This window comes from Nocardiopsis endophytica (genome assembly GCF_027706725.1).
In the GTDB taxonomy this organism is placed as follows: Bacteria; Actinomycetota; Actinomycetes; order Streptosporangiales; family Streptosporangiaceae; genus Nocardiopsis_A; species Nocardiopsis_A endophytica.
In genome coordinates this window covers 1-12,648 of sequence record NZ_JAQFWQ010000043.1, presented here as the reverse complement: position 1 = coordinate 12,648, position 12,648 = coordinate 1, and the positions used below count along the sequence as shown (strand labels likewise).

8 protein-coding genes are annotated in these 12,648 nt (G+C 75.6%); 7 read left to right on the top strand and 1 reads right to left on the bottom strand.

The genetic code is table 11. The features are described 5' to 3' along the window. Positions 1-75 precede the first annotated feature (75 nt). Together O4J56_RS15960 and O4J56_RS15955 are read left to right on the top strand one after the other, a co-directional pair. Complete coding sequence (locus O4J56_RS15960; RefSeq protein WP_270686597.1) at positions 76-489, top strand: cytidine deaminase; 414 nt, start codon at positions 76-78, stop codon at positions 487-489. Between the two features lie 177 nt (positions 490-666). Further along, complete coding sequence (locus O4J56_RS15955; protein WP_270686595.1) at positions 667-1,956, top strand: thymidine phosphorylase; 1,290 nt, start codon at positions 667-669, stop codon at positions 1,954-1,956. Positions 1,957-2,114: 158 nt separating this feature from the next. Here the strand turns inward: O4J56_RS15955 and O4J56_RS15950 are convergent, their stop codons facing one another. Then, positions 2,115-2,654, bottom strand: coding sequence for an isochorismatase family protein (locus O4J56_RS15950; RefSeq protein ID WP_270686594.1), 540 nt, complete (start codon positions 2,652-2,654; stop codon positions 2,115-2,117). Positions 2,655-4,542: 1,888 nt separating this feature from the next. On the opposite strand from O4J56_RS15950, the gene O4J56_RS15945 reads away from it, so the two are divergent. From O4J56_RS15945 to O4J56_RS15925, 5 genes are all read left to right on the top strand, one after another. Beyond that, positions 4,543-6,270, top strand: a complete 1,728-nt coding sequence (locus O4J56_RS15945; RefSeq protein WP_270686593.1) for an acyclic terpene utilization AtuA family protein — start codon at positions 4,543-4,545, stop codon at positions 6,268-6,270. Continuing rightward, on the top strand, positions 6,267-7,862 hold the full coding sequence (locus O4J56_RS15940) for an acyl-CoA carboxylase subunit beta (protein ID WP_270686592.1): 1,596 nt from the start codon (positions 6,267-6,269) through the stop codon (positions 7,860-7,862). The genes O4J56_RS15945 and O4J56_RS15940 overlap by 4 nt, the downstream gene beginning before the upstream one ends. Positions 7,863-7,932: 70 nt before the next feature. Continuing rightward, positions 7,933-9,984: an ATP-binding protein gene (locus tag O4J56_RS15935; protein ID WP_270686591.1), complete on the top strand. Its 2,052-nt coding sequence runs from the start codon at positions 7,933-7,935 to the stop codon at positions 9,982-9,984. A gap of 666 nt (positions 9,985-10,650) precedes the next feature. Beyond that, entirely contained in the window at positions 10,651-11,805 is a 1,155-nt protein-coding gene (locus O4J56_RS15930; protein ID WP_270686590.1) for an acyl-CoA dehydrogenase family protein, read from the top strand. A gap of 135 nt (positions 11,806-11,940) precedes the next feature. Next, complete coding sequence (locus tag O4J56_RS15925; protein ID WP_270686589.1) at positions 11,941-12,579, top strand: TetR/AcrR family transcriptional regulator; 639 nt, start codon at positions 11,941-11,943, stop codon at positions 12,577-12,579. Positions 12,580-12,648: the final 69 nt, after the last annotated feature.

Genomic DNA, 12,648 nt, shown 5'->3' with positions numbered 1-12,648 from the left:
ATGGACCGGAGTTCCCGATCACGATGGCCGGACACGGCCGCTGCGCCGCGCCCGCGGCGGGGAAGGAGTCCGTGCATGGACGAGACAGGAGCCGATCCGGGCGCACCCGACTGGCCTACGCTCCGGGCGGAGGCGCAGGCGGCCGCCAGGCACGCCTACGCCCCCTACTCCGGCCTGCACGTGGGCGCCGCCGGTGTTACGGACAACGGGCGCATCGTGTCCGGCTGCAACGTGGAGAACTCCTCATTCGGGCTGACCCTGTGCGCGGAGTGCGGACTGGTGTCCGACCTGTATGCCACCGGGGGAGGCAGGCTGCGGGCGATGGCGTGCGTCGACGGGCACGGGCGGCTCCTCCTGCCGTGCGGCCGCTGTCGTCAGGTCCTCTACGAGCACGGAGGGCCGGACATGCTGGTCGACACCGCCGAGGGCCCGATGGCCCTCAAGGCGCTGCTCCCGCAGGCGTTCGGGCCCGACGACCTGAAGGGGTGACCGGTAGCGGCACGGTGACCGGCCCCGCGCGCCGGACGGTACGGGAATCCCCGCCGAGCCGTCCGTCCGGCCCTTCCGGCCCGCCCCGTGCGCTCCTTAGGCTGCGACCCCCGCTCGTCGTTCCCCACCCGGGGCGGCCCGCCGAGGCCGCCCAGCGTACGACCCTCGGAGGCATCGATGGACGCCATCGACATCATCACCGCCAAGCGCGACGGCGCCGAACTCACCCGGGAGCAGATCGACCGGGTCATCGCCGGGTACGCCGACGGCTCCGGCATCAGCGATGAGCAGATGGCCGCGCTGTGCATGGCGATCGTCTGGCGCGGCATGACCCGGGCCGAGGTCGCGCACTGGACCGAGGCCATGCTGGACTCGGGGGACCGCCTCGACCTGGCCGGGCTGGACCGGCCCACCACCGACAAGCACTCCACGGGGGGCGTGGGGGACAAGATCACGCTGCCGCTGACGCCCGCCGTGGTGGCGTGCGGCGCGGCCGTCCCCCAGCTGTCGGGGCGCGGCCTGGGGCATACGGGGGGCACCCTGGACAAGCTGGAGTCCATCCCGGGCTGGCGTGCGGACCTGTCGCCGGAGCGGTTGCGCGGACAGCTGCGCGAGGTCGGCGGCGCCGTGTGCGCGGCGGGACCGGGGCTGGCCCCGGCCGACCGGAGACTGTACGCGCTGCGCGACGTCACCGGCACCGTCGAGTCGATCCCCCTGATCGCGGCGTCGATCATGTCGAAGAAGCTCGCCGAGGGGACCGGGGCGCTGGTACTGGACGTGAAGGTGGGCTCCGGCGCCTTCATGAAGGACGTGGAGAGCGCGCGCGAGCTGGCCCGGGTCATGGTCGACATCGGGACCGACCACAAGGTGCGCACCCGCGCGCTGCTGACCGCGATGGACACGCCCCTGGGGCGCGCGGTCGGCAACGCCTTGGAGGTGGAGGAGGCGTTGGAGGTGCTGGCCGGGGGAGGGCCCGAGGACGTGGTGCGCCTGACCGTGGAGCTGGGGCGCGAGATGCTGGAGGCGGCGGGGCTGAGCGGGGCCAAGGACCCGGCCGACGCGCTCGCGGACGGGACGGCGATGGACGCGTGGCGGGCGATGGTCGCCGCGCAGGGGGGAGACCCGGACGCGCCGCTGCCGCAGGCGAAGGAGCAGGGGGAGGTCCTGGCGCCGGCGTCGGGGGTGCTGGCGTCCGTGGACGCGCACGCGGTCGGGATCGCGGCCTGGCGGCTGGGGGCGGGGCGGGCGCGCAAGGAGGACGCGGTGTCGCCGGGGGCGGGCGTGGTGCTGCACGCGAAGCCGGGGGAGAGGGTCCGGGCGGGGCGGCCGCTGTTCACCCTGCACACCGACGACCCGACCCGCTTCCGCGCGGCGGCCGAGGCGTTGACGGGCGCCGCCAAACTGCAGCCGGCGGGAGCCGAGTCGCTGCCCCTGATCATCGACCGCGTAGAGGCCCCGACGGGCTGACCCGCGCCCCCGGGCCCTCGCATAGGCGGCCCGCCAGGCGGTGGGGCCACCCGCAGCGTCGGCGGCCGTCGGGCGTGTGCACGGCAGACGTGCCTGGTCGTGGTGCCAGGCCGCTGTGCCCGGCCACCGTGCCCGGCGGCGACGGAGGCCGGTGGGCCTCACCGAAGCGCGTCGGCGGCGCTGACCAGGCGGGTCGTCCCACCGGGGTGGACCGCCCGGGAGAGGACGGCATTGTGGTGGGCGATGATCTGCTCGGGCGACAGCCCGGCACCGGGGTCGCCGGCCGCCATGGGGGCGTGTCCGTCCTCGACCAGGTCCACGTCGTAGCCGTGGGTGGCGGCGGAGCGGACGGTGGCGTCGACGCAGTAGTCGGTGGCGGCCCCGGTGACCACGACCGTGTCGGCGCCCAGGGAGCGCAGGGCCTCGTCCAGGCCGGTCTCCCAGAACGAGTCGGTGGCCCGCTTGGGGATGATCCGGTCCTCGTCGCGGATGCCGACGAGGGGACTGACCCCGCGCCCGTCCAGCGCCGGGTCGAAGAGGTCCCCGGGCGGTCCGACCTGGTGGGGGACGAGCACAGGAACGCCCTGCCGGTGGGCGCGGTCGACGATCCCCGCGATCCGCCGCGCGAGACCGTCCCCGCGCCAGAGTCCTTCGACGAGGAAGGCGTGCATGTCGATGACGAGAAGCGCTCGGGTCATGGGCCCAGCGTAAGGAGACAGACGACCGACGGAACAGCGGTTTTCGGGGTGGTCCCACCGGCAGACCTGGTACCCCGCTTATGGTCCCCGGCCGGGTGGAAGGCCTTCGGAGAGTGAGGCAGAGGGCAGCAACGAGGACAGGTCAGCGGCCCTTCCGGCAGCGCTGTCGGGCGCGGCGCGTGTGCGTGGTCGGCGAGTTCGGCAGCGACGGAGTGAGCGGGGCGTTTCCCCGGCCCTGCCTGCCGGGCGCGAGGCCCCTCGCGGTCCGGGCAGGAAGGCGGCTGACCAGTTACCCCGCTTACGGCCCCGGCCGAGCGGTAGGTCAGCGGGGTGTGGCGTGGTCGGCGGCGACGAGGAAAGGTGGGCGACACTTCTGGCAGCGCTGTCGGGCGCGGCGCGTGTGCGTGGTCGGCGTTGATGGCGGCGACGGAGTGAGCGGGGCGGTTCCCCGGCCCTGCTTGCCGGGCGGCGGGCCCCTCGCGGTTCGGGTGGCCGGCGCGGCCGGGTGGGCGGGTGCTCGCCCGCGTTCGTGGCGCCCGCACCCCCGGTGCCGCTCCTCGTTGATCTCGGGAAAAACGCCCCTACCAGGCCGGTTTTAGCGTCGTTTCTCCCGAGATCAACGACGGGGCAGCGGCGCGGGACGCACTGGTGTTGATCTCGGGGAAGCCGGGCTTATCGTGTCCGTTTTAACCCCGGGTTCCCCGAGATCATCGCGGAGAGGGCCGTCCGGGCTACACATACCGGGCATAACGGGCAGCGGGCGAGGGGGCGCGCATCCTGCGTCGTGAGATCGACGCTTTCGGGCTGATCAGGCGTCGGTTTTACGACCCAGGATGACCCCGGGGTGCCCGAGGCGCCCGGAAGGCGGGTTCCGGTCGCACCCATACCGGCCCGGCGCCCGGTTTGCCCGGTTCCGAGAGCGCCGGACCCCTCCAGCGCCCTGTTCGACACCCGGACCGGCCTCGCGAGCGGTGCGGGTGCACGGTCATCGCGACACCAGAACGGGATTCGGCCCCAGAGGGCCCTAAACAGCACACCGGGACCGTTTGTCGGGCCCGGTGTCACCGCGTGTAGTCGATATCGGCCCACCTCGGGCCCTGGGCGTGAGTCCGTGGTGGTGGGGTGGCCGTGCGGTCGCCACGGGCGGCGAGTCGAGCCAGTCAAATGGGCGCGAACCGGGCATCGTGTTCCCGAATCCCGTTCTGGTGTCGCCGTGTTCGTCGCCCCAGGGCCTTGGTGGGTGTCGCGGAGCGCGCATCCCGTCCCTTCCCACCCTTGACGTGGAGTGTTCACCCAGGTCACGGGTCTGTGGTGGTTCGCTTAGTGGGCCCGGCGAGTGTCCCGGGCGACGAAGAGCGCGACCCCCGCCCGTCGCGCCGCCTCGCCGACCCCTCGGCGCCTGCCGGATGGCAGACGGGGCCGGGGAACCGCCTGGCTGTCGCCGTTGCTGCCCATCGTGGTGACCACGCGCGCGCCGGACGGTCGACAGTGCTGCGAGGAGGGCCGCCTTCCTTCGTCGTCGCTGCCCAGTGACCTCGCACTCTGGCGGCCTCTCGATCGGCCGGGGCCCTGAAGTGGGGGACCAGCTCAGCCGCCCTGCCACCCGGGCCGCGAGCGACCGGACGGGCGGCAGGCATGGCCGGGGAACCACCCCGCTGTCGCCGTCGCTGCCCATCGCGGTGACCACGCACGCACCGCACGGCCGACAGCGCTGCGAGGAGGGCCGCCCTCCCGTCGTCGCTGCCCAGTGACCTCGCATCCCGGCGGCCTTCCACCCGGCCGGGGCCCTGAAGTGGGGTACCAGCTCAGCCGCCCGCCCCAGGGGGGCGCCCCCAAAAACAATCACGCGTGCTTGTTTTTCGGGTCCTTGCGTGGCACGCTCTTCGGCATGGGTGAGACCGGTGCCACAGCGATCCGGATCGGGAACGCCTCCGGGTTCTACGGGGACCGCTTCTCGGCGGTCCGGGAGATGCTCGACGGTGGGCCGCTCGACGTCCTCACCGGGGACTACCTCGCCGAGCTCACCATGCTCATCCTCGGGCGCGACCGGCTCAAGGACCCCTCGCTCGGGTACGCACGGACCTTTCTCCGGCAGATGGAGGAGTGCCTGGGCACCGCCGTCGACCGCGGCGTGGCCGTCGTCGCCAACGCCGGGGGCCTCAACCCCGCCGGGCTCGCCGACCGGCTGCGGGAGCTGGCCGACCGGCTCGGCCTGCGAGTGCGGATCGCCCACGTGGAAGGCGACGACCTGCTGCCCCGGGCCGCGGAACTCGGGCTCGGCGCCCCGCTCACCGCCAACGCCTACCTCGGCGCCTTCGGCATCGCCGAATGCCTCCGCGCCGGCGCCGACGTCGTCGTCACCGGCCGGGTCACCGACGCCTCCCTGGCCGTCGGCCCCGCCGCGGCCCGCTTCGGGTGGGGTCCGGCCGACCACGACGCCCTGGCCGGGGCCGTCGTCGCCGGGCACATCATCGAGTGCGGCGCCCAGGCCACCGGCGGCAACTACCCCTTCTTCGCCGAGCTGGAGGCCGAGGGGCGCGACCTGACCCGCCCCGGGTTCCCCATCGCCGAGGTGCACGCCGACGGGTCCTCGGTGATCACCAAGCACCCCGGCAGCGGCGGCGCCGTCACCGTCGGCACCGTCACCGCCCAGCTCCTCTACGAGGTCGCCGGCGCCCGCTACCCCAACCCCGACGCCACCGCCCGCCTCGACACCGTCCGCCTCACCGGGCTGGGCCCCGACCGGGTACGCGTGGACGGGGTCCGCGGGGAGGCGCCGCCGCCCGGCCTCAAGGTCGGCAGGAACACCGTCGGCGGGTTCCGCAACGACGTCACCCTGGTGCTCACCGGCCTCGACGTCCCCGCCAAGGCCGCGCTCACCGAACGGCAGCTCCGCGCGGCCCTGCGCGGGCGCGAACCCGAGCGGCTGGAGTTCCGCGTGGGTCCGCCCGCCGACCCCGACGCCCCCGACCAGGACGGCGCCTCGGTGCCGCTGCACATCACCGCCGCCGACCCCGACCGCTCCAAGGTCGGCCGCCGCTTCGCGAAGGCCGCCGTGGAGCTGGCCCTGTCCGGGGTCCCCGGCTTCCACGCCACCGCCCCGCCCGGCGACGCCCGCCCCGACGGGGTCGCCTTCTCCGCCGCGACCGTCCCCGCCGCCGAGGCCGCGCACACCGCCGTCCTCCCCGACGGGACCCGCGTCCCGGTGCCACCGCCCGAGGCGTCCTCCGAGGTGCTCCCCGTCCCCGAGCCCGACCTCCCGCCCCCGCCCGCACCGGGCCCGGTCCGGCGCGCCCCGCTCGGCCTCGTCGCCGGTGCCCGCAGCGGCGACAAGGGCGCCGACGCCAACGTCGGCGTGTGGGCCCGCACCGACGATGCCTGGCGCTGGCTCGCCCACGCCCTCACCACCGAGGAGTTCACCCGGCTGCTGCCCGAGACCGCGCCCCTGGCCGTCACCCGCCACGCCTTCCCCCGCCTGCGGGCGCTGAACTTCACCGTCGAGGGCCTGCTCGGCGGCGGCGCGGGCAGCGGCGCCCGGTCCGACCCGCAGGCCAAGGCCCTCGGCGAGTGGCTGCGCGGACGCCACCTCGACATCCCGGAGGCCCTGCTGCCGTGACCGCCCTGCCCTCCCGTCTCGACCCTGCATCGCCCGCCTATGCCGCCGCCCGCGCGGCCATGCTCGCCAAGCTGGCCGAGATCGACGCCGAGCACGCCAAGGCCCTGGCCGGGGGCGGCCCCAAGTACACCGAGCGGCACCGCTCCCGCGGCGGACTCCTGGCCCGCGAGCGCATCGAGCTGCTGCTCGACCCCGACGCCCCGTTCCTGGAACTGTCCCCGCTGGCCGCCTGGGGCAGCGACTACCCGGTCGGCGCGAGCGTGGTCACCGGCGTCGGCGTCGTCCAAGGTGTGGAGTGCGTGGTCGTCGCCAACGACCCCACCGTGCGCGGCGGCGCCAGCAACCCCTGGACCGGCCGCAAGACGATGCGGGCGATGGAGATCGCCGAACAGAACCGGATGCCGCTGGTCAACCTGGTGGAGTCGGGCGGGGCCGACCTGCCGGCCCAGAGCGAGATCTTCATCCCCGGCGGCCGCCTCTTCCGCGACCTGACGCGGCTCTCGGCGGCCGGGGTCCCCACCATCGCCCTGGTCTTCGGCAACTCCACCGCCGGCGGCGCCTACGTGCCCGGGATGAGCGACCACGTGGTGATGGTGCGCGAGCGCTCCAAGGTCTTCCTCGGCGGGCCGCCCCTGGTGAGGATGGCCACCGGGGAGGAGAGCGACGACGAGTCCCTGGGCGGCGCCGAGATGCACGCCCGCGTGTCCGGCCTCGCCGACCACCTGGCCGACGACGAGCACGACGCGCTGCGCATCGGCCGCCGCATCGTCGCCCGCCTCAACCACCGCAAGCCGGGCCCTGCCCCCGCCCGCCCCGCGGAGCCCCTGTACGACCCCGAGGAGCTCGCCGGGATCGTCCCCGAGGACCTGCGCACCCCCTTCGACCCGCGCGAGGTGCTGGCGCGCGTCCTCGACGGATCGGAGTTCGACGAGTTCAAGCCCGCCTACGGCGCCGCCCTCGTCACCGGCTGGGGCCGCCTGCACGGCCGCCCCCTCGGCGTGCTCGCCAACGCCCAAGGGGTGCTATTCAGCGAGGAGTCACAGAAGGCCGCCCAGTTCATCCAGCTCGCGAACCGCGCCGACACCCCGCTGCTGTTCCTGCACAACACCACCGGCTACATGGTCGGCAAGGAGTACGAGCAGGGCGGGATCGTCAAACACGGCGCGATGATGATCAACGCGGTCTCCAACAGCACCGTCCCGCACCTGTCGGTGCTGATGGGCGCCTCCTACGGTGCCGGGCACTACGGCATGTGCGGCCGCGCCTACGACCCCCGCTTCCTGTTCTCCTGGCCCAGCGCCAAGTCGGCGGTGATGGGCCCCAGGCAGCTGGCCGGGGTGCTCTCGATCGTCGCCCGCGCGTCCGCCCGGGCCAAGGGGCGCGCCTACAGCGACGAGGACGACGCGGCCATGCGGGAGGCGGTCGAGCGGCAGATCGAGGCCGAGTCGCTGCCGCTGTTCCTGTCCGGGCGGGTCTACGACGACGGGGTCATCGACCCCCGGGACACGCGCACCGTGCTGGGCCTGTGCCTGTCGGCCGTGCACAACGCCCCGGTGCGCGGCGCCGACGGGTTCGGCGTCTTCCGGATGTGAGCACCGGGGCGTGCAGGCAGTCGGCCGCCGCGGCGGCGGAGCGGAGGCGACGTTGAGGAGGAGCCCGCAGATGATCGGCACCGTGCTGGTCGCCAACCGCGGCGAGATCGCCCGCAGGGTCATGCGCACCTGCCGGGACATGGGCCTGGGCACGGTCGCGGTGTACGCGCTCGCCGACGCGGGGGCGCCCCACGTGCGCGAGGCCGACGCCGCGGTGCCCTTGGACGGCGACGGCGCCCGCGCCTACCTGCGCCCCGAAGCCCTGGTGGAGGCCGCCGAGCGCGCCGGGGCGGACGCCGTGCACCCCGGCTACGGCTTCCTCTCAGAGAGCGCGGCCTTCGCACGCGCCGTCGCCGGAGCCGGGCTGACCTGGATCGGCCCGCCAGCGGAGGCGATCGAGGCGATGGGCTCCAAGACCGCCGCGAAGGCCCTCGCCGAGCGCGCGGGCGTACCCGTCTCGGCCGCGCTGGAGCCCGAGCGGGTCACCGAGGCAGACCTCCCGGTGCTGGTGAAGGCGTCGGCGGGAGGCGGCGGACGGGGCATGCGCGTCGTGCGCGCCCTGGCCGGTCTGGAGGCCTCGGTGCAGGCGGCACGCGCGGAGGCGGCCTCGGCCTTCGGCGACCCCGCCGTCTTCTGCGAACCGTACGTCGAGCGCGGCCGCCACGTCGAGGTGCAGGTCCTCGCCGACGCGCACGGCGCGGTGTGGGCCGTGGGCGACCGCGACTGCTCGGTGCAGCGGCGCCACCAGAAGGTGATCGAGGAGGCGCCCGCCCCCGGCATCGGCGACGGCCTCCGGGAGCGCCTGCACGATGCGGCCCGGCGGATGGCCGGGGCGATCGGATACACCGGCGCGGGGACGGCGGAGTTCCTGGTCGGCGAGGACGGCGAAGCGGCGTTCCTGGAGATGAACACGCGGCTTCAGGTCGAGCACCCGGTGACCGAGTGCGTGACCGGGCTCGACCTGGTCGAGTGGCAGGTGCGCATCGCCGAGGGCGAGCCGCTGCCGGAGGGCGGCCCGCCCGCCCCGCGCGGGCACGCGGTGCAGGCGCGGCTGTACGCCGAGGACCCGGCGGCCGGGTGGCGGCCCTACAGCGGAACGGTGGCCCGCTTCGACGTGCCCGCGGCGCGCACGCGCTTCGCCGTGCCCGACGGGTTCGGCGTGCGCGTCGACGCGGGCGTGGAGGCCGGAACCCGCGTCGGGGTGGAGTTCGACCCGATGCTCGCCAAGGTCATCGCCTGGGGGCGGGACCGGGGCGACGCGCTGCGGCGGCTGGCGGCGGCCCTGGCCGGGGCGCGGCTGCACGGGGTGGGCGCCAACCGGGACCTGCTGGTGCGGGTGCTGCGGCACCCGGTCTTCGCGGCGGGGGAGATGCACATCCGCTTCCTGGCCGAGCAGGGCCTGGACGGCCCCGTGCCGGACGGCGGCGGTGCTGACGGGCGCGCGGAGGGGGCGCGCCCGCCCGGCGGAGGCGTCCCCGAGCTGGCGCTGCCCCTGGCCGATGCGCGCGCGGTGCGGCTCTCCGCGCTCGCGGCGGCCCTGGCCGAGGCCGAGCGGAACCGGGCGGAGGCGCCGGTGCTGGGCGCGCTTCCCGCCGGGTGGCGCAACCTGCCGTCGGCGCCGCACGTCCGCCGCTACCGGGGGCCGTCGGGGGAGGAGGTCGAGGTTGCGTACGCCTCCGGGCGGACCGGCCCGGTTCCGGCGGGGGACGCGGCGGGCGTCCGGGTGCACGGCGCCGCGCCCGACCGGGTGGAGCTGCTGGCCGACGGGGTCCTCCGCGCCTTCGCGGTCGCCCGGGCGGAGGGCGCGGTGTACGTCGACTCGGCGCTGGGACCGGTGGCCCTGGTGCCCGAGGACCGGTTCCCGGAGCGGGAGGCGGCGGTGCCGCCGGGGACACTGCTCGCGCCGATGCCGGGCACGGTGGCGCGCGTCGCCGCCGCGGCGGGGGACCGCGTGGAGGAGGGCGCCCCGCTGCTGTGGCTGGAGGCCATGAAGATGGAGCACGAGATCCGGGCGCCGGTGGCCGGAACGGTGGCCGAGGTGGCGCGGGCGGCCACCCGGGCGGACACGGGCACCGTCCTGGCGGTCGTCGAGCCGGACCCCGGGGCCGACGGTGCCCTCTAGGTCCTGTCCGGAGTTCGGCGGCGCCCCGCCGAGCAGCCGCCCCCTCGTCGATGATCTCGACGAAGGTGCTGTCATTCCGGCGGATTTGGCCGCACCTTCGGCGCGTTCAACGTCTGAGGTGCCGGGTGAGGGGGAACTCCGGACAGGACCCAGCGGCGCGGGCGACCGCGGCCCTCGGGCGACCGTGACCGCCGCTCGTGGAAGGTGCGGAGGCCGCCCGGCCGCCGGCGGACCCGCCGACCGGCTCGTCCGGGACCCGAAGGGGGCGGCCGAGCCCCGGAGCCCGCGCCGCCCCGACCGGCGCCCGACTTCCGCTCGGCGAATTCCGGGCCGGTCGCCACGGCCGGTTCCGGGTGCAACGCGGCCCGGTCCGCATTCGGGCCAAAAGCGGCGGATCCCCCTGTTCCCTGCGGTGCGGGTGCCGGTTCTCGTGCGCGAGGGGGCCCACACGGGAGACGATCCCGGGAACACCGACCCGCATCGGCCGCCGCTCCGGCGGTCCTCCGCGCCCCGCCCGCGCCGCCGACACCGCCCCGCGGGCGGCCGCCCCGAGCCCGCCCCTCCGCCCGGCCCCGCGCTCCCCGCGGACCGACCGGACGGCGCCGGCCCCCACCTCCTCCCGCGAACCGACGCTCCGAACCCCCTCGAACCACGGAAGGGCCCAGCATGCGATTCACCGAACCCGACGAGCGCCTCGCCCTCCGGGAGGCCGTCCGCTCCTTCGCCTCCTCCTACGGCGGCGGCTACTACCGTGCCAAGGCCCGCGAAGGCGCCTACCTCACCGAACTGTGGGCCGAGGCGGGCAAGCTCGGCTACATCGGCGTCAACATCCCCGAGGAGTTCGGCGGGGGAGGCGGCGGCATCGGAGACCTGGCCGCCGTCCTCGAGGAGCTGTCCGCCGCCGGCTGCCCCACCCTCATGATGGTCGTCTCGCCCGCCATCTGCGGCACCGTGCTCTCCCGCTTCGGCACCCCCGACCAGCGGCGCCGCTGGCTGCCCGGCATCGCCTCCGGCACGACCATCGCGGCCTTCGCCATCACCGAGCCCGACGCCGGGTCCAACGCGCACAACATCACCACCACCGCCCGGCCCGACGGCGGCGGGTGGGTGCTCTCCGGCCGCAAGACCTTCATCTCCGGGGTGGACGTCGCCGACGCGGTCTTCGTCGTCGGCCGCATGGAGGACACCTCCGGCAGGCTCGCCCCCGCCCTGTTCATGGTCCCCACCGACGCCCCCGGCTTCGAGGCGCGGCGCATCGAGATGGACCTGGTCAGCCCCGACCACCAGTTCGCCCTGTTCATGGACGACGTCCGGCTGCCCGGCGACGCCCTGGTCGGCGACCCCGGAAGCGGGCTCCTGCAGCTGTTCGCCGGGCTCAACCCCGAGCGCATCATGGCCGCGTCGCTGGCCACCGGCTCGGCCCGGCACGCCCTACAGGCCGCCGTCGGCTACGCCCGCGAGCGCGAGGTGTGGGGCCGCCCCATCGGCGCCCACCAGGGCCTGGCCCACCCCCTGGCGCAGGTGAAGGTGGAGGTGGAGCTGGCCCGGCTGATGACGCAGAAGGCCGCCGCGCTCTACGACGCCGGCGACGACGAGAGCGCGGGCGAGGCCGCCAACATGGCCAAGTACGCGGCGGGCGAGGCCTCGGCGCGGGCGGTCGACCAGGCCGTGCAGACCCTCGGCGGCAACGGCCTGGCCAGCGAGTACGGGATCGGCGCCGCCGTGGCCGCCTCCCGGCTGGGCCGGATCGCCCCGGTCAGCCGGGAGATGGTGCTCAACTACGTCGCCCAGCACTCGCTCGGCCTGCCGAAGTCCTACTGAGGCGCTGAAGCGGTCCTGCGCCCCGGCGGCCCGCCGCGCCGGACCGCGCGGCCGGGCCGGGTCGGGATAGGTTGGCGGCGGCACGGGCCCTGGTCGGCCGTGCCGTGACACCGGGAGGACGGGGAGACGGACCGGATGGGGACGGCGCAGCGGGAGGAACGGGCCGGGGAGCGCGAGCCGCGCCAGGAGCGGAGCCGCGCGACCCGGCGGCGCCTGCTGGAGGCCGCCGTGGCCTGCCTGGCCGACAAGGGGGTGGCCGGGAGCACCGTGGGCGCCGTCGCCGAGCGCGCCGGGGTCTCGCGCGGTGCGGCCCAGCACCACTTCCGCACCCGCGAGGACCTGTTCACCGCGGCGCTGCGGCACATGAGCGACACCCGCCTGGAGGAGCTCCGCGCCCGCGCCGAACGGCTGCCCAGCGGCCCCGGCCGCACCGAGGCCGTGGTGGAGATGCTGGTCGACGCCTACTGCGGGCCGGTGTTCTCCGCCGCGCTGCAGCTGTGGGCGTCCGCCGCCAGCGATCCGGCGCTGCGCGCCTCGGTCATCCCGCTGGAGGAGCACGTGGGCCGCGAGGCGCACCGGGCGGCGGTGGAGGTCCTGGGCGCAGACGAGTCCGCCCCGGGGGTGCGCGAGACCGTGCAGGCCACCCTGGACATGGGGCGCGGTCTGGGCCTGGCGGCCCTGCTCACCGACGACACCGCGCGCCGCCGCCGCATCGTGCGCCAGTGGGCGGGCATCCTCGACCGCGAACTGGGCGCCCGGAGGCCGGGCCGCTGAGGCGGGGCACTCGTCGCCCCCACGTCGTTGATCTCGGGAAAAGCGCCCCTAAAAGCGGCCCGGTAGCGT